The sequence below is a fragment of the Peptococcaceae bacterium 1198_IL3148 genome (genome assembly GCA_036763105.1).
Taxonomy (GTDB): domain Bacteria; phylum Bacillota; class Desulfotomaculia; order Desulfotomaculales; family Desulfohalotomaculaceae; genus JBAIYS01.
In genome coordinates this window covers 1-17,511 of the sequence record JBAIYS010000007.1, presented here as the reverse complement: position 1 = coordinate 17,511, position 17,511 = coordinate 1, and the positions used below count along the sequence as shown (strand labels likewise).

15 protein-coding genes, 3 pseudogenes and 2 other annotated features are annotated in these 17,511 nt (G+C 43.0%); of the genes and pseudogenes, 3 read left to right on the top strand and 15 right to left on the bottom strand.

All coding sequences use genetic code 11. The features are described from left to right. Positions 1–18: 18 nt before the first annotated feature. Genes trpD through trpE form a run of 3 tightly spaced genes read right to left on the bottom strand, consistent with a single transcriptional unit; the run spans position 19 to position 3,070 of the window. On the bottom strand, positions 19–1,032 hold the full coding sequence (gene trpD, locus V6C27_08040; protein ID MEG6616370.1) for an anthranilate phosphoribosyltransferase: 1,014 nt from the start codon (positions 1,030–1,032) through the stop codon (positions 19–21). Next, on the bottom strand, positions 1,029–1,610 hold the full coding sequence (locus V6C27_08035) for an aminodeoxychorismate/anthranilate synthase component II (GenBank protein MEG6616369.1): 582 nt from the start codon (positions 1,608–1,610) through the stop codon (positions 1,029–1,031). Before V6C27_08035 ends, trpD begins: the two co-directional genes overlap by 4 nt. After that, positions 1,610–3,070, bottom strand: coding sequence for an anthranilate synthase component I (gene trpE, locus V6C27_08030; protein MEG6616368.1), 1,461 nt, complete (start codon positions 3,068–3,070; stop codon positions 1,610–1,612). The genes V6C27_08035 and trpE overlap by 1 nt, the downstream gene beginning before the upstream one ends. 91 nt (positions 3,071–3,161) lie before the next feature. Further along, positions 3,162–3,408 (bottom strand) — a binding site (T-box leader). A gap of 110 nt (positions 3,409–3,518) precedes the next feature. Then, positions 3,519–3,765, bottom strand: a binding site (T-box leader). A gap of 226 nt (positions 3,766–3,991) precedes the next feature. Here trpE and V6C27_08025 point away from each other — a divergent pair. After that, positions 3,992–4,117, top strand: a pseudogene (locus V6C27_08025) (hypothetical protein). Positions 4,118–4,131: 14 nt separating this feature from the next. Here V6C27_08025 and V6C27_08020 read toward each other — a convergent pair. Continuing rightward, on the bottom strand, positions 4,132–4,890 hold the full coding sequence (locus V6C27_08020) for a YoaP domain-containing protein (GenBank protein ID MEG6616367.1): 759 nt from the start codon (positions 4,888–4,890) through the stop codon (positions 4,132–4,134). A 222-nt stretch (positions 4,891–5,112) separates the two neighbouring features. On the opposite strand from V6C27_08020, the gene V6C27_08015 reads away from it, so the two are divergent. Next, on the top strand, positions 5,113–5,349 hold the full coding sequence (locus tag V6C27_08015) for a hypothetical protein (protein MEG6616366.1): 237 nt from the start codon (positions 5,113–5,115) through the stop codon (positions 5,347–5,349). Between the two features lie 38 nt (positions 5,350–5,387). On the opposite strand, the pseudogene V6C27_08010 reads toward V6C27_08015, so the two are convergent. The 5 genes and pseudogenes from V6C27_08010 to V6C27_07990 all read right to left on the bottom strand — a co-directional run bounded on the left by V6C27_08010 (position 5,388) and on the right by V6C27_07990 (position 8,486). Continuing rightward, a pseudogene (locus V6C27_08010) lies at positions 5,388–5,633 on the bottom strand (type II toxin-antitoxin system RelE/ParE family toxin). 42 nt (positions 5,634–5,675) lie between these two features. Next, a pseudogene (locus tag V6C27_08005) lies at positions 5,676–5,930 on the bottom strand (D-alanyl-D-alanine carboxypeptidase family protein). A 29-nt stretch (positions 5,931–5,959) separates the two neighbouring features. Then, positions 5,960–6,589 (bottom strand): class I SAM-dependent methyltransferase, encoded by a 630-nt coding sequence (locus V6C27_08000; GenBank protein ID MEG6616365.1) that lies wholly within the window; start codon positions 6,587–6,589, stop codon positions 5,960–5,962. 135 nt (positions 6,590–6,724) lie between these two features. Then, positions 6,725–7,864: a copper amine oxidase N-terminal domain-containing protein gene (locus V6C27_07995; GenBank protein ID MEG6616364.1), complete on the bottom strand. Its 1,140-nt coding sequence runs from the start codon at positions 7,862–7,864 to the stop codon at positions 6,725–6,727. 115 nt (positions 7,865–7,979) lie between these two features. Then, complete coding sequence (locus tag V6C27_07990; GenBank protein MEG6616363.1) at positions 7,980–8,486, bottom strand: dihydrofolate reductase family protein; 507 nt, start codon at positions 8,484–8,486, stop codon at positions 7,980–7,982. 726 nt (positions 8,487–9,212) lie between these two features. Between V6C27_07990 and V6C27_07985 the strand changes: the two genes are divergently transcribed. Then, complete coding sequence (locus V6C27_07985; protein MEG6616362.1) at positions 9,213–9,752, top strand: methylated-DNA--[protein]-cysteine S-methyltransferase; 540 nt, start codon at positions 9,213–9,215, stop codon at positions 9,750–9,752. Here the strand turns inward: V6C27_07985 and V6C27_07980 are convergent. The 6 genes from V6C27_07980 to glyQ all read right to left on the bottom strand — a co-directional run bounded on the left by V6C27_07980 (position 9,749) and on the right by glyQ (position 17,380). Beyond that, complete coding sequence (locus V6C27_07980; GenBank protein ID MEG6616361.1) at positions 9,749–10,009, bottom strand: hypothetical protein; 261 nt, start codon at positions 10,007–10,009, stop codon at positions 9,749–9,751. The two genes, V6C27_07985 and V6C27_07980, sit on opposite strands and share 4 nt — an antisense overlap. A gap of 136 nt (positions 10,010–10,145) precedes the next feature. Continuing rightward, positions 10,146–12,788 (bottom strand): pyruvate, phosphate dikinase, encoded by a 2,643-nt coding sequence (gene ppdK, locus V6C27_07975; GenBank protein ID MEG6616360.1) that lies wholly within the window; start codon positions 12,786–12,788, stop codon positions 10,146–10,148. A 41-nt stretch (positions 12,789–12,829) separates the two neighbouring features. After that, positions 12,830–13,654 (bottom strand): pyruvate, water dikinase regulatory protein, encoded by an 825-nt coding sequence (locus V6C27_07970; protein ID MEG6616359.1) that lies wholly within the window; start codon positions 13,652–13,654, stop codon positions 12,830–12,832. A gap of 28 nt (positions 13,655–13,682) precedes the next feature. Then, positions 13,683–14,315 (bottom strand): helix-turn-helix transcriptional regulator, encoded by a 633-nt coding sequence (locus V6C27_07965; GenBank protein MEG6616358.1) that lies wholly within the window; start codon positions 14,313–14,315, stop codon positions 13,683–13,685. Positions 14,316–14,421: 106 nt separating this feature from the next. Beyond that, a complete protein-coding gene (gene glyS / locus V6C27_07960; GenBank protein MEG6616357.1) occupies positions 14,422–16,500 on the bottom strand; it encodes a glycine--tRNA ligase subunit beta in 2,079 nt (692 codons plus the stop codon). Between the two features lies 1 nt (position 16,501). After that, entirely contained in the window at positions 16,502–17,380 is an 879-nt protein-coding gene (glyQ, locus tag V6C27_07955; protein MEG6616356.1) for a glycine--tRNA ligase subunit alpha, read from the bottom strand. Positions 17,381–17,511 lie beyond the last annotated feature (131 nt).

Genomic DNA, 17,511 nt, shown 5'->3' with positions numbered 1-17,511 from the left:
TTGCCACCAACCTTCTGCTTAATCTTCCGCATTGGATAACCTGACAAAGTTGTTTAGCTGTTCCAGCGCCCTGCCACTGTCGATTATGTCTGCTGCCATCTTTACACATTCCCTCAAGGTAATGCTGTCATAAAACATATAAAGGCAAACTGCAGAGTTCAGCAACACTGTGTCCCTTTTGGGGCCTTTTTCGCCACTTAATATTCTTCGGGCAATGTCAGCATTCTCTTGCGGACCGCCACCAGTTAAATCCTCGGGCTTGCAGTATTCAAAACCAAATTGGCGCGGATCTAAAAAGAAACTGTTCAAATAACCATTATTTACTTCGCACACCGTGGATGAAGTGGTTAAAGATATTTCATCCAGGCCGTCATGTCCATGCACCACCATGGCTTTCTTCAGGCCGAGGTTGGAAAGCACTCTGGCAAGAGGCTCCACCAGATTTTCATCATACACGCCCAGCAATTGCAAATTTGCATTGGCAGGGTTTGCAAGGGGGCCCAAAATGTTAAAAATGGTACGTACCCCCAGTTCTTTTCTTACAGGTGCGGCGTATTTCATGGAAGAATGGTAGTGGGTAGCAAACATGAAACAGATTCCGATTTCTTTTAAAATTCTTTCGCTCTTTGAAACAGGAATATCTATTTTTACCCCCAGCGCCTCCAGCACATCAGCGCTTCCGCATTTGCTGGATACGCTCCTGTTGCCGTGCTTTGCCACAGGTACGCCTGCCGCTGAAATTACAAAGGAAGAAACGGTGGATATATTAAATGAATATGACTGATCTCCCCCGGTACCGACAATATCTAGAACATCGCCCTGATGCTTTAGTTTGGTGCCATATTTTCTCATAATCATTGCACAGGCTGTGATTTCGTCTATTGTTTCACCCTTCATCCTCATGGCTGTAATAAATGATGCTATCTGTGCGTTTGTGGCATTGCCGCTCATAATCTCATCCATAACCGATTTGGTCATATCAAGAGAAAGGTTTTCTTTGTTTAACAATTTATTAATTGCTTCCTTTATCAACATGCTTCACCACCTATTTGCAAAAAATTATTCATTATTACAGCGCCCTGTGGTGTCAATATAGATTCTGGATGGAATTGAAGACCATATATTTGATAATCCCTGTGTTTTACCCCCATTACTTCCCCTCCGTCATCTTCTGCAATTACCAAAAGTTCATCCGGCAGGGACGCTCTTTGCGCTATCAGCGAGTGGTATCTCGCCGCCTGTATTATAGGTGGCAAGCCCTTGAATATGCTGCTTCCATTGGCAATATGAATGTTACTTTGCTTTCCGTGCATCAACCGCTTTGCCAGTACAATAGAAGCTCCAAACACCTCACATATTGCCTGGTGACCAAGGCATATGCCAAGAATGGGAACCTTTCCCTTCATTTGGTTAATAACCGCTTCACAAATGCCGGCATCTTTGGGATAGCCTGGGCCTGGTGAAATAATAATGTGAGAAGGGCACATTTTTTTTACTTCTTCCACAGTCGTTTCATCATTGCGAATCACCCGAACATCATTATTAATAGCTGCTGCAAGCTGGACCAAGTTATAGCAAAAGCTGTCGTAGTTATCAATTAACAAAATCATCACTCATCCACCTCCCTTGCTGCAATAATAGCCTCTATTACCGCCCTGGCCTTGTTTTCAGATTCTTCATATTCCTTCTCCGGAATGCTATCTGCCACAATTCCTCCCCCCACCTGAATATGCACTTTGTCATTCTTCTTCACTGCCATACGTATTGCAATGCAGATGTCCATATTGCCGGTGAAGTCTATATAGCCTATGGCTCCGCCATATATTCCCCTTGGCTCCTTTTCCAGTTCTTCAATAATCTGGCATGCACGAATCTTAGGCGCTCCGGACAAAGTCCCTGCTGGCAGAAGCGCTTCTATTGCATCCAGCGCGTCCTTTCCTTCCTTAATGCATCCCTCTACCTCAGAAGTGATATGCATAATCTTTGAATAGCGCTGTACCATTTTATAGTTTGCAACATGCACACTGGAATACTTTGATATTTTCCCTAAATCATTCCTTGCCAGATCAACCAGCATGTTGTGTTCGGCCAATTCTTTTTCATCTGCCAGCAATTCCCTTTCCAGTGCTTTGTCCTCCTCGCTGTTTTTGCCCCGAGGCCTCGATCCAGCTATCGGAAAGGTTGAAAGGATCCCATTTTGCAACCTTACTAGGGTTTCGGGAGATGTACTGATCAACTGAACATCACCGTTTTGCATAAACACCATGTATGGAGATGGGTTAGTTGTTCTTAAAACCCGGTAAGCATTAAGAAGACTATCCTCGTGCTTCGTTTCAAACCGCCTGGAAATGACCGCTTGAAATATATCACCATTTTTTATATGTTCCTTTGTTTTATCAACCATATTGCAGTATTCTTCCTTTGACACATTGCAAGTAAAGTAAGGTTTGCTTTTCACTTTGGATTTGGGCAACAAAGCCTGTTCAGTAATTATCCGAATGACATCGTCAACATCAGCAAGGGCGTTACTGTAATTTTGTTCTAACTCATCAGTCCGCACGTTTACCACTATGCTAATCTTTTGTTTTAGATGATCATAAGCAATTACCTTGTCAAACAACATCAGGTCAAAATCATTGAAGTCACTGCTCCTGAGCTTTAATACCGGTTCTGTATATCCAATCATGCTATAGGAGAAGTATCCTACAAACCCTCCGGCAAATGGTGGCATTCCTGCCAGCTTTGGGGCGTTATATTGCGAGAGGTATGCCCTTAGTTCTTTAAGCGGTTTGAGGGAATGCACTATTTGCTTGTCATTATCCACAATGGTTATCTTTCCGTTTTTACATGCTACATGAGCGATAGGATTAAAGCCCAGAAATGAGTACCTGCCCCATTTCTCACCGCCTTCAATGCTCTCCAGTAGGTAGTACCTGTTGCTTATGCGGGAAATTTTTCGTAAAATTGCAATTGGTGTTGTAATGTCAGCATAGATTTCCTTGCAAATTGGAATGATATTGTACTCTTTTGCCAATTGCTTGATTACTCTGTAATCAGGGGTTACCACAATAATCACCTCTTTTTAATTGATTAAATGAGTTCCTTTTTATTTAAACAGTGTAGAACGCCTAAAGAAGATATAAAAAAAGCTTTCATCCCAAGATAGGGACAAAAGCTTTAACTTCTGCGGTGCCACCCAAATTGACGTATTTCTACGCCCGCTCATTTTGCATACCATCATATGCATCCTGCTGATAACGGGTAGGATCCCCGTAAGCGCCTACTCTCTTTTGATTTCGGGCTTCCCTCACAAGTCCATTCAAAATAACCTTGCAACCGCACTCTCACCAACCGGCGGCTCTCTGAATGCAAGCTGTTATTTTTACTACTCTTGTTCTTAGGTTTAACACAATTATTTAGTTGTTAGCTAGTTTTTGCTCATAAATAGGTAACCTGTTGCTTACCAAGAATTTTTTTAAAACGCCTAAAGAAAAATATAAAAAAAGCCTTCATCCCAAGATAGGGACAAAAGCTTTAGCTTCTGCGGTGCCACCCAAATTGACGTATTTCTACGCCCGCTCATTTTGCATACCATCATATGCATCCTACTGATAACGGGCAGGATCCCCGTAAGCGCCTACTCTCTTTTGATTTCGGGCTTCCCTCACAAGTCCATTCAAAATAACTTTGCAACCGCACTCTCACCAACCGGCGGCTCTCTGAATGCAAGCTGTTATTTTTACTATTCTTGTTCTTAGGTTTAATGTAATTGTTTAGTTGTGATAACTTATTTCCTTACAATAACAGGCATCCCTAACACAACAAGTTAAACTAATAATTTGCAGGTTATAATAACACAGTTCATTGCCTTTGTCAAGCAAATTATAAAAGCTCTGGTAATTATCTTTTTCCATTTGAAGCAGTTGCCGGATGGTGAACAAAAAGCCAAAGAAACAAAACGAATGATCGACCTTATCCCTTTACCGACCCTAGCTGGACACCACTGTTTGTATCGATAAAAGGTCTAGTCACCGAAATTGGTGGACTGATGACCCATGGAGCAGTTAAACTATTATGGGGCAATACCCTGGTTATATGCCATGCTCAATTTTTCTAGCAAATCACCATTAGTTACAGTCCTTTATTGGATAAAGTTTTTTCAAACTTTTTGGCAGATAGAATTTCATTAGTTACAAATTCACCGTCGTAAAACAAACTATAGGATGTAAAAGGCGCAGGGGCGTTCTGTGCCTGTTCCATAGTCTCAAATCGAATCGATTTAAATGCAATGTTCTTTGCCTTGGCTACACTCTCAATTAATGGAACATACTTAGCAGTGAACGGACATTGATGTGAATAATACAGCACAAATCCTTGTTGTTCAATCTTAGGATTTTTCACAGTGGTTTTAAAACGTGGTTTTTGTATTTCACTATTAAAAGGTAAATATAGCAATTCATAATAGGGATCAGCGGAATCAGCCAATTGAAAACCTTTGTAGCGCAGATATTTGGGGTCAGAGAGATATGGCATCTTCTTTTTAGAGGACAATACCACAAGCCCTTTTTTTCCTTTAGCTTTGCTATCCCTAATACACTCGTCCAAAAGCAAATTGGAGTTGCCCTTCCCGTTAAACTGTCCAGAAACCCAAAAGCAATTAATATACATGTAATCTTCAGCCTCAATTGGCGCCCATGCTTTTTCCGCCGGAATATACTCAATAAAACATTTCCCTCGCACATTGCCTTTTTTAAAAACCAGACCATCATCAAATCTCTCTGCAAGCCAAGATTTCTTTGCTAATACCTGGCAATCCTTATTATTAGAAATTGCACAGCAAATGTGTTCTTGTTCTAAGTTGTCTTTAGTCACATCAACGATTTCTACCATATGTAGCCCCCTTGCATATTTTATATACCATTACGAATCCGATAGCACGCTAAAGTTTTTGATATCTAATTGATTATATTACACCTCCAGTTACTTTTTTACAAATTCAATAGAATGCTGGATAAATGCTGATGTCTTGTCATATTGGCAAAATTCTATTAAACTAATGACAAAATCCAGCTAAAGAAATAGTTGTACCTAATTTCGAAGGGGAGAAAGTTTTTGTTAATAATTAGATGTGCCTCTTGTAAAAATAAACTGTGGAAGTATGATAAAATTGGTAAAGGTGAGGTTTTACGTTGCCACAAAGCAAGGATTGAAAAACTTTACAGTGATATAATCAAAGAAAATGATAAAATAAAGTGTTGTTGTGGTAAGGATATCGGCATTGATAAAGGGACCTTTATTAAAATGGATCCCAAAGCCTTTGTATATAATGGTACTAAAAGAAATAAATAATGCAAAGCCGGAACATAGGACGGCTCATCGGCAGAATCTACCACAGCATAAACCGTTACAGTCTTTTTTTCATCATCTATTTTATAAAAGACAAGATGTCTTTCCACAATGAGCACTAGATATCCCTGTTTTCTTAAAATTGAATATTTTGGTGTATTTCCCGACCTTGGAAAACCCTTTAATCTGTTTATTGCGGTTTCTATCTTGTCCAGATAATTTATCGCAATATCTACACTTCGCGAATCATCCGCAACATAAAAGATGATTTCACGAAGTTGCTCCTCTGCTTTATCCGTATTTGGTTAATTTAGTAAGGGAAATATCCCGCAAACCCCGTTATATGGAAAGGGGGGACGAATAAAGTCAATGTCCGGCTGATTGAGTCCCAAGTCGATGGCCATACCCGTTTGATGTTCGCTGTGATTTGGAAGGGCAACATATTGCTGGGTGAGTACCCTTCCTTTTTCCCGGAGGGATTTACTATATATTTGTTTTTGTTCGTGTTCCGATCTCCATCCGCATATAGGCCTTGAATCTATGTCAATAGTTTGGAGAAAAATTAAGATTTTGGCAAATTTCATAAGAAATGCAGTTAATCACCATATAAGTTTCATAGTTCTTTTTTACATTTTACAATGATGAATTTCAATGGAGGTTTATTTTCCATATTTTTATGTGGCTCATTAATTTCTGAAACTTCTATCAGCCCATACTTTCCAAACTCCTCTTTTACTGAGCCAGAATCATAAAAGAACATATTTACGCCTTCCATTATCTCGAAGTAGTCTTTACCCAGCTGTTTACCCTTTCCATACATTGGTGCTTCCTTTGAAACAGCAGTAAAAATCATATATCCGTTGGACTTTAGCTGATTATAGCAATCTTTTATTAATTTCTCTCTATTACTTTCACTCAATAAATGAATAAGTGCATAGCAAAATACTCCATCATAAAGCTTGTTGTCAAAAGGCATGTCAGTTACTGAACCATGATAGATTTTAATATCAAGTCCTTTTTGTCTTGATAGTTCAATGGCTGTTTGGGAAATCTCAATACCTGTTACATTAATTCCATTATCAATAAAAACCTTTGCATTTCTACCGTATCCAATGCCTGGTATCAAAATGTCTTTAATCCCTTTTTCAAGAAAAAAGTCCTTTGCAAGTATTGCGGAGTCTGCAGGTTCAAACCCCCACATGGTTTGTTTTTCTATAAAACTTGATTCCCAGAATTCTGTCATATGCACGTCCCCTATAGGTTTATTGCGATTTATATTAATATAACATATTATGCTGTTGTATATTCCGACGTATCAGAGTTCGCCGGTGGGCCTGGCTCAGTCACTTGCAGACTAATGGCTTACTTTGATTGGCCTTTAGTGTTTTACAGCGGCCTGGGCGGCTGCTATCAAAATAGACCAATCGCTGTGTTTGGAATCCATTAATGAGAACTCGCCTTCAATAATCCCATAGCCGCTGGACTGAAACAGTTCAGTTATGAACCACCCTTCCCGGCCGTTATGATGAAGCTTCTCCACCACCATTTTTTCGGTTGCTATAGCATAGGTCTGGCCAGAAGAGATTTCCGGGAAAGAGAGGGTATACTCGACTTTAGTATCGCTGATTTCCTTCCGACTTTCTATGCTTATAGGACCTACCTGGGGGCTTGAACCGCCGGTAACCCAGTAAGATTGAAGAACATAAGCGCTTTGATCTGCTTCCTGACGCAGCTGGGGTGACAAAGCTGCGTATTGCAGAGCTCCATTGCGGGTTTGCTCGCCCCGACCCCACAATTCTATGGCTTCATCAGCACTGTGAGGAATAAGGACATTTTCTATCCGTTCAATTTCGGATTTGATTTGCTCCAGATCAGGGCTCTGAATAGACAGTATATTGCTCGCCTCATTATAACTAACCCGGGCATTAAATAAATATCCTAGCCAGTCCATAGGCAGGTAATAATGATCCTGGTAGTTTTCGATACTGTGTGCCACGCTGCTATGTTCATAAGTGCCGTCCGGACTGGTAATAGTGATGGTTATATAAGGTCTGGGTGCAGGCAGGGTCAGTCCTTCTCTTGCCGGCCTAAACTTTTCCAGATTCAATACAAAATGCCGGTCGGGCAGCAGTTCAGGTAACCCCATGTCTTTAACCTTATCCGGCAAGGGACGGATTTGATCGTTAATGTCCTCAATAGGAGACTTTAGGGCCCTGGAATAAGCGCTGAATTTCTCCATACTATAGAAATCCTGCGGGGTCGTTATAGTTACCGTACGGGTGGCGGCATCCCATTCTACCGAAGTAGCTCCCAGTAAATCGGCTGACCACCGCAATGGTACCATGACCTGGCCTTCGATTACACTCATATAAGGGGGAACATTTACTATGGAGCCGTTTAATTGCACCTGCAATGGAGGAGCTACACCATCAACTGGAGCCGCGCTAGCAAAACCGCTGGTGCTTACAGCCAAGAACATAAATACTAATATTAGACCGCACATTAAGGATTTTTTCATTATTTTGAACCTTCCTTTCTCTGTATTCGTTTATAGATGCAATGGTTAAGCATCTAAAACTAGATTTAGAATCTTTGATTTTGCAATGGGACAATGAAACCAAACAAGCCGCCAGCTACACCTTGTATTCGAGGAGAAGCATCCCACTGGGGTAGTTGCGGTGCCCCACGAGGGTCAAATGCCGACGAATCCCATTCGAGGGGAGCAATTGCACCCCACCTCCCAGAAGGATAGGAATGACCGCTGGTTCGACCGTATCAACCAGATTCCAGGCGAGAAGCTGGGAGAAAAGATCCCCTCCGCCGTAGAGCCAGATATCACGACCAGGTTGTGCACGAAGCTCTTTAACTCGCGCTTCAAGGCCCTCGCTCACGATCTCGACGTCGGGATAATCAGCTTTCCGAAGCGACCGCGAGGCGACGATCACTTGCTTTCCGCGAAAGCTCTCACCCAATGCACGTACAATCTCGTACGTACGCCGACCCATCAGTAACGTATCGAATTGCGCATACAGCGCCTCGAAGTCGAACGAAGGCTCCGGCGTAATCCAATCAAATTCATCGTTCGGTCCCGCAATATAGCCATCCAGGCTACATGCGACCTGATATCGCACCCGTCTCATCCGATTATCACCTCCTCCTGATTCACACTTTTCTACTAATATTCATTATGCCAAATTATACTCTTACATTTGCCTAAAATCTAGTAAAAAAAACAAAAACAGGGTAACCCCCTTAAAAATTAAGTGTATACCCTGTTTTTATACTTATTAAATTATTACTTTGATTGGTCTTTGTTGTTAACAGAGGCCTGAGCCCAGCTATCAAAATAGACCAATCACCGTTTTTACTATTGCGTGTTCAGAATGCAGTTGATAATACATTTTTGCTATTATGGAACACTTCTTGTAATTCAAAAGTTGTATGACTGTTTTGACTAACTGCACAAAATCGTATAGACGATTGTTTCAGAAATTGCTTATATAAAAAACATGTCCGAAAATAGCGAGATATTTATGTTAAACGCGATATAATTAAATCGACTGCAAGCAAGGAGGCGAAAAATAATGATAGATAACGATAGCGGTCTATATGCAGCATTTAAAGCGAAAGACGCTCGCTTTGATGGGAAAAGTTGATGGCTATTCGAGGTATTGGAAGCTGGACATCACAATATATTGCTATGCGTACTATGGAATAGCCTGACGCTTTCCTTGAAACAGATGCGGGCTTAAAAAAGGCATTACAGCCCTACACAGCAAAGGAATTATTGAAAATGGCAGCAGCATGGCGACCGTGGCGCAGTTATGCCACCGTTAACCTTTGGAACACACTATAGGAGGTATAAAATGTATTATAGAGCAACATATCCGTCATCCTTAGGAATAATTACACTTGCGTGTGACGGAAGTAGTCTTGTTGGCTTATGGATTGAGGGACAAAAGTATCACGGGGATACTATACTGGAAGATATGATAGAAAGCAACGACATGCCGATATTCGACACCACTAAAAAATGGTTGGACAGATACTTTGCGGGTGAAAAGCCCGACATTTCAGAATTGCCGTTAGCTCCCGTTGGCGGCAAGTTTCGTCAAGGAGTATGGAATATTTTATGTGAAATACCATATGGCAAGGTTATCACTTATGGCGACATTGCAAAAAAAATGGCGGCGAAGATGAACAAGGAAAGCATGTCAAGTCAAGCGGTAGGCGGGGCAGTTGGGCATAATCCCATATCTATCATTATCCCTTGTCACCGGGTTGTAGGCTCAAATGGCAGCTTGACAGGGTATGCCGCGGGCGTTCATACAAAAGTAAAATTGCTTGAATTGGAGGGTGCTGACATGTCCCGGTTGTTTGTACCAAGCAAGGGAACGGCACTTTAGACAGGAAGGAACAGCTTTTTTGCAAAAGTACCCATGTCCTCTCCTTCAAAATACAGCTCACGAGCATTATTTTGAAAGAAGATTTTATCAGTTCTAATAAAATCCTTCCATGTATCTATCCTTTTTAATACCACGCTTACGCTTAATGTCACATTTGCTCCGAAATCTGCAATTATTTCTAACCCTAAGACATCATAATAGAACTTTAAATTGTTCCATAATAGCCCGTTTTTGTTACAAAATGCAAATGACCAAATAAAAAAGGGTATTATCCCTCAAAAATATCAAAAGATAATACCCTTACTTTATTTTATATTTATGCCCTCAAATCTTTGATACACAAGGGCTTTTTACCTCTGACCAACCTCTATTGAGCCGCCTTTCAATTAGCCTTTAGTGTTTTACAGCGGCCTGGGCTGCGGCCAAGCGGGCAATTGGCACCCGGTATGGTGAACAGCTGACGTAGTCTAAGCCAATCATGTGGCAGAATTCCACTGAGCTTGGTTCGCCGCCGTGTTCACCGCAGATACCGATTAACAGGTCTGGGCGCACTTTACGGCCTAGTTCCACAGCTGTTTTCATTAGTTTACCAACCCCTTTGCGGTCCAGCACTGCAAATGGGTTGTCGGCTAAAATCTTCCGCTCAATGTAATGAGGTAAAAACTTGCCTTCGGCATCGTCCCTGGAAAAGCCTAGAGTGGTTTGGGTCAAGTCGTTGGTACCAAAGGAGAAAAACTCTGCATGCTCGGCAATTTCATCTGCCGTCAGCGCTGCCCTTGGCATCTCAATCATGGTACCCACCTGGTAATGGAAATCAACTCCAGTTTCTTCTTTCACTTTATTAGCCATGTCAACCACTACATCTTTTAAGAAGCCCAGCTCTTTTTCTTCAATAACCAGTGGAATTTCTACCTCTGGTTTTACGTCAACGCCTTCTTTTACCAATTGGGCAGTGGCTTGGAAGATTGCTCTGGCCTGCATAGCATAGATTTCTGGGAAGGTGATACCTAAGCGGCAACCACGATGTCCCAGCATTGGGTTAAACTCGGACAATGACCGCACTTGACGCAGCAGGTCTTCCTTCTTCTTGATGTCTGCGGCAGTGGCGTTAGTTAACTTCATGGTGGCAATTTCTACCGCCAATTCTTCAGCATCTGGCAAGAACTCATGCAACGGTGGGTCCAGCAAGCGGATACATACCGGCAGTCCATCCATGGCTTTTAAAATGCCGTAGAAGTCATCTTGTTGCATTGGCAGTAGCTCAGCCAATGCTTCCTTCCTACCTTCAAAGTCATGGGCTAAAATCATTTTTTGTACAATTGGCAGACGATCTTGGGCCATAAACATGTGCTCGGTACGGGTTAAACCAATACCTTGGGCACCAAATTCTCTGGCTTTAGCAGCATCTGCTGGGTTATCAGCGTTAGCTCTTACTTCCAATTTACGGATTTCGTCAGCCCAATCTAACAATGCTTGGAACTCATCGGACAGCTCTGGGTCAATCATTGGCACTTCGCCCAACATCACTTGACCGCTGCTGCCGTCTATCGAGATTACATCTCCCTTTTTAACCACTAACTCGCCAACTGTAAAGGTGTTGTTGGCATAATCCAGTTTCAACGCTTCGCAACCGCAAACACACGGTTTACCCATGCCCCGGGCTACCACCGCAGCATGACTGGTCATTCCGCCCCGGGAGGTTAATACCCCTTGAGCAACCACAATGCCATGAATATCATCAGGTGTGGTTTCCATGCGCACCAGCACTACCTTTTCACCTTCACCAGCTAGCTTTTCAGCTTCATCGGCGTCAAAAACCACTGCACCGCAAGCTGAGCCAGGGGATGCCGGTAAACCTTTGGCAACCACCTCCAGTTTGGCATCTGGATCAATACGGCGGTGCAACAGTTGGTTCAACTGGTTGGGGTCTACCCGTGTGATGGCTTCTTCTTTGGTAATTAAACCCTCTGACACCATGTCTACAGCAATCTTAATGGCAGCTTGGGCGGTGCGTTTACCGTTACGGGTTTGTAATATCCAAAGTTTACCCCGTTCAATGGTAAACTCAATATCTTGCATATCACGATAGTGTTTTTCTAACAGTTGATAAGTATCTACAAACTGTTGATATACCGCTGGCATTTCCTCTTCCAGCTTAGAAATTGGTTGTGGGGTGCGAATACCGGCCACCACATCTTCGCCTTGGGCGTTAATTAAGTATTCACCATATAGTTTCTTTTCTCCGGTGGATGGGTTACGGGTAAAGGCCACACCAGTACCGGAATCATCACCCATATTTCCAAATACCATGGTGACGATGTTAACGGCTGTTCCCAAGTCATCGGGAATTTTGTGTACTTTTCGGTACACCACAGCCCGTTCAGTATTCCAAGAGTTAAACACAGCATAGATAGCATTAAATAATTGCTCGGAAGGATCCTGTGGGAACGGTTTGCCATACTCCCTTTCCACGATATCTTTGAACTGCTCAATTACATCTTGCCAGTCCTCTGCAGTTAGTTGATTGTCAAAGCTAACATTTTTCTCAAACTTCTTTTTATCCAGTACTGATTCAAACTTATGGTGCTCAATACCTAAAACTACGTCACCAAACATTTGAATGAAACGACGATAACAGTCGTAAGCAAAGCGAGGGTTATTGGTATTGGCAGCCAGTCCTGCCACTGTTTCATCATTTAAACCTAGGTTTAAGACAGTGTCCATCATACCGGGCATCGAAATAACTGCACCGGAGCGAACAGATACTAAAAGTGGATTCTCTTTAGAGCCAAACTTTTTACCAGTGACTTCTTCCAAGTGTTTTACCTGGGCCAGCACTTGCTCTTCCATACCGGCTGGGAACTGTTGACCGGCATTGTAAAAATCAATACAGGCCTCGGTGGAAATAATAAACCCTGGGGGGACCGGCAAACCAATATTGGTCATTTCTGCCAGGTTGGCGCCTTTACCACCGAGCAATGATTTCATATCTGCTCGTCCCTCATTAAAAAAATAAACATACTTAGCAGTTGACATAGCTCAACAAATTCCTCCCTGGAATAAATTTGGTAATACTGTTAACGCCTTTGTCTGTTATTGCGATAGAAGTATTCCAGCACTTTACTGGCCGTTTCCTCCACCGCTTTATTGGTTACATCAATGACGGTGCAACCAACTTTTTTCATAATTTCCTCTGAATATTCCAACTCTTTTAATATCCGTTCCATGCTGGCGTAATCGGCATGGGATGTTAAACCCAGCGTGCGCAATCTTTCCTGCCTAATTACATTCAACTGTTGCGGACGGATGGTTAAACCAATAACCTTGCCGGGTGGCAGTTGGAATATTTCATCCGGTGGCGATACCTCTGGTACTAACGGTACATTGGCTGCTTTAATACGCTTATGGGCTAAATACATACACAGTGGTGTTTTAGATGTGCGGGACACTCCCAGTATCACCAAGTCTGACTTGGTGATGCCCCGGGGATCTTTACCATCATCATATTTAACAGCAAATTCTATGGCTTCCACTTTTCTAAAGTATTCTTCATCCAACCTTCTCACCAAACCAGGCTCATGTCTAGGTGCCCGATTGGTGATGAGTGAAATGGCATTCATAATTGGTCCCATAATATCCACCACTGGAATATTCAGTCGGTCAGCTTCGGCCACCAGTAAATCCCTTAGTTCCGGCAGTACCAAGGTATAAGCAATTACTGAATTATTGACCGATGCATCCTTTAAAACATCAAAGATATCACGGGTAGATTTTACATAGGGTACCCGAATGATTTCTACAACATCGTGGTTAAATTGGCTTTCTGCTGCCTTGACCACCAATTCTGCAGTGTCGCCAACAGAATCTGACACCACATAAACCTTTGGCTTTGCATCCACTATTTGGCTAATAGCAAACGCCCCCTAAACTCTATTCTTCCACCAGTTCTACAAACAGTTGAGCAATATTGGTTTTGGTAAAACGCCCAACCACTTCATAACCATCATCGGCATTTTCAGACATCGGACGGACCACTGGCAAGCAGTCCACTTCATGGGTCAACAAACGCCGGGCTGCCAACCATACCGAATCTTCTGGTTGGGCCACCACCACATTGGGCATTCGGGTCATCACTACCCCCACTGGTAATTTGTGTATATCTTGACCGCCAATGGTGGTTTTTAGAAAATCCTTTCGGGACACAACTCCTTCTAATTTTCCGTTGTCACCGACAATGATTAACGTGCCCACGTCTTCAATAAACATCGTGACAATGGCATCATAAACCGAACAATTTTCATTAACAACGATGGGCACTGATTTGGTATCCCCAACTGAAATTCTCTTTAATTTTTCAGCAACCATCCGTTCCGGTGATTTGCCACTGTAGAAATATCCTACCCGGGGACGAGCTTCCAACAGGCCTGACATAGTCAAGATTGCTAAATCAGGCCTTAACGTAGCCCTAGTCAAACTCAGCTTTTCTGCAATATTCTCTCCGGTTATCGGACCCTCTGCTTTAACAATTTCTAATATTTTTTCCTGGCGGTGGGTAAGCTCCATCCCATCACCCCTTTATTAATTGTGACATACTAATTATATTAGATATCGGTTAAAAAATCCCTCCTTTTTACTAAAATTTTTATTATTTATGTGCATTATTTTTTTATTAAGCTACAATTTTCGAGAAGTCCGCCACCGCCTTCATACGATTGGCCAGGTTGTAAAGTAGCGCCAACCGGTTGTTGCGCAACGCTTCGTCATCCACCATCACCATGATTTGCTCAAAAAAGTTATTGATTGGCGTCAATAACTCTGCTATCTCATTGAGGGCAGCTTGATAGTCTTTAACTGCTAAATATTGATCCATCACATTATTAAATGTGACATACTTTTGATATAGTTCCTTTTCGGCCTCCTGTTGCAATAATGTTTCATTAATGACAGTGCTTGCCGATTTCTTGGCTAAATTGTTTGCCCGGTTAAAGGCAGTTAACAGATCGTTAAAGGCCGCCTGTTGCCGAAACTCCGTTAGCGCCTGCCCCCGCTGCCACGCATCAGCCAAGTTGTCAAAGCCCGCTTCCAGCACTGCATCGATGGTATCGTAAGAAAGGCCTTCGTCGGTAAAAATACCCTTAATCCGCTGCTTAAAGAATTCTAATATTTCTTCCGTTACTTGCTCTAAACTTAGTTTTAATTCTACGTTGTTTTGATAACCGTTATACGCACTGACAACCATATCTTTAAGTGACAACGGCAGACCGGCAGCAAAAATAATATGAGCAATGGCCAATGCTTGGCGACGTAAAGCATAGGGGTCTTGGGAGCCGGTGGGCTGAATGCCGATGGCAAAACATCCGACAATGCTATCCATTTTATCTGCCAAGCTCAGCACTTGACCAGGCAAGCTGGCAGGCAACTCGTCGCCGGCAAACCGAGGCAAATAGTGCTCATAAATAGCCTCTGCCACTGCCCCGTCTTCACCATTGCGCAGTGCATATTCCCGGCCGATAATCCCCTGCAACTCGGGAAATTCATAAACCATGTTGGTTTCTAGATCGGCTTTGGCCAGCAGCGCCCCCCGAGCCACCTGTTGTTTTTGCTGATCGTTAGCCTTTAGGGCGTCAGCAAAGTTTGCCGCCAGTTTAGCAATGCGCTCCACCTTGGCATAAACGGTGCCCAGGCCTTCTAACCAGACTACCTTTTTAAGGCCGTCAACTTTATCGGCCAGCGGGGTTTTTAAGTCTTCTTGGTAGAAAAACTGAGCATCTGCCAACCGCGCCGTCAATACCTTTTCATTGCCAGCGGTTACAATATCTAAGTACTTGTCAGTGCCGTTGCGGACGGCAATAAACTTAGGCAACAGTTTGCCATTGGCATCCTGCACCGGGAAGTAACGCTGGTGTTCCCGCATGGGGGTGATAATCACCTCATCTGGCAACCTTAGGTAATCCTCTTTAAAACTTCCCATTAAGGCAGTGGGATATTCTACAATATTGCTAATCTCTTGCAACAGGTCTTCATCTGGCTCCACTTTACCACCCACACCGGCGGCCAACTGCTGCACCTGTTGCCAAATAATTTCCCGACGCTGGTGGCTATCTAAAATCACATATCCTTTCTTTAGTACCTCAAAATAGTCCGCGGCGGTTTCTACCTTCAACGCCCCGTCACTTAAGAAACGATGACCGTAAGTGAAGCGGCCACTGGCTTTATCTGCCAACACAAAGGGTACAATCTTACTGCCGAACAAAGCCACAATCCAACGGATGGGACGGGCAAAGCGGTAGTCTAAGTCTCCCCAACGCATTGGTTTGGGGAAGTGTAATTGAGAGATAATTTGAGGAGCAATTTCCGTCAACACCTTGGCAGTGGACTGTCCTTCTTCTTTTTTAATGGCATACATATACTCCACGTTGTTTAACAGGCGTACCTCCAAATCTTTAACAGCAACACCCTGGCCTTTGGTGAAACCTAGAATGGCTTTAGTGGGATTGCCGTCGGCATCAAAGGCCGCCTTTTTAGCAGGGCCTTTAACTTCTTTAGTCAATGATTGCTGTTGTTCTGCCAGTTCTTTAATATACAGCACCAGCCGACGGGGGGTGGCGTAGGTGTTGATCTCGTCAAAATCAATCCGCAGCTCGCTTAATTGCTTAGTTGTCAATTCCTTTAATTGCTTTAACGCCGGTTCAATAAACCGAGCAGGAATTTCTTCAATACCGATTTCCAATAAGAAGTCCTTGGCCATGTTATTTTGCCTCCTTTTTCAGCAGTGGGTAGCCTAATTTTTCACGCTGCTGCACATAACCTTGGGCACAAAGTCGAGCCAAGTGTCTCACCCGACCAATATAGGCGGTGCGCTCGCTGACGCTAATGGCCCCCCTGGCATCCAACAGGTTAAAGGTGTGGGAACATTTAAGTACGTAATCATAGGCCGGTAGCACCAGTTCCCTTTCGGCCACCCGAATGGCTTCGGCCTCAAACATATCAAACATTTTGAACAGCATATCGGTATCAGCCACTTCAAAGTTGTAAGCAGACTGTTCCACTTCGTTTTGATGATAAACGTCACCATATTTAATGCCATCTACCCATTCAATGTCATAAACACTGTCCACCCCTTGAATAAAGGTGGCTAGCCGCTCCAAGCCATAGGTGATCTCTGCGGATACCGGTTTGCAGTCAATGCCACCGCATTGCTGGAAGTAGGTAAACTGGGTAATCTCCATACCATCCAACCACACTTCCCAACCAAGGCCCCAGGCTCCCAAAGTGGGAGACTCCCAGTTGTCTTCCACAAAACGAATATCGTGCTGTTCCGGGTCAATGCCAATGGCTCTAAGACTATCTAAATACACTTCAATAACATCATCCGGTGATGGTTTTAAAATCACTTGATACTGGAAGTAGTGTTGCAACCGGTTGGGGTTCTCCCCGTAGCGGCCATCGGTGGGCCGACGGGAAGGTTCCACATAGGCCACCCGCCAAGGCTCAGGACCTAGCGCCCGGAGGAAGGTTGCTGGGTTCATGGTGCCAGCACCCTTTTCAATGTCATAGGGTTGTTGAATAATACAGTTCTGTTCAGACCAAAATTTATTTAACGCTAAAATAATTTGCTGAAAATTCATTTTGTAAACCTCCCTCTATAATCTAACGTTTTCTTAAAATATCTCTGTATTTCTTAGAATTACACATTTTCAAAAACAAGCATTATGGGTATATTTTTCAACATTGTATAATTATGGATAGAAAACCTTAT

Coding starts and splice junctions, on each gene's coding strand:
- ppdK (MEG6616360.1), bottom strand. CDS start 12,788: ATGTCAACTGCTAAGTATGTTTATTTTTTTAATGAGGGACGAGCAGAT.
- V6C27_07965 (MEG6616358.1), bottom strand. CDS start 14,315: ATGGAGCTTACCCACCGCCAGGAAAAAATATTAGAAATTGTTAAAGCA.
- V6C27_08035 (MEG6616369.1), bottom strand. CDS start 1,610: ATGATTTTGTTAATTGATAACTACGACAGCTTTTGCTATAACTTGGTC.
- V6C27_08020 (MEG6616367.1), bottom strand. CDS start 4,890: ATGGTAGAAATCGTTGATGTGACTAAAGACAACTTAGAACAAGAACAC.
- V6C27_07985 (MEG6616362.1), top strand. CDS start 9,213: ATGTATTATAGAGCAACATATCCGTCATCCTTAGGAATAATTACACTT.
- V6C27_07990 (MEG6616363.1), bottom strand. CDS start 8,486: ATGAGACGGGTGCGATATCAGGTCGCATGTAGCCTGGATGGCTATATT.
- glyS (MEG6616357.1), bottom strand. CDS start 16,500: ATGGCCAAGGACTTCTTATTGGAAATCGGTATTGAAGAAATTCCTGCT.
- V6C27_07995 (MEG6616364.1), bottom strand. CDS start 7,864: ATGAAAAAATCCTTAATGTGCGGTCTAATATTAGTATTTATGTTCTTG.
- V6C27_08000 (MEG6616365.1), bottom strand. CDS start 6,589: ATGACAGAATTCTGGGAATCAAGTTTTATAGAAAAACAAACCATGTGG.
- glyQ (MEG6616356.1), bottom strand. CDS start 17,380: ATGAATTTTCAGCAAATTATTTTAGCGTTAAATAAATTTTGGTCTGAA.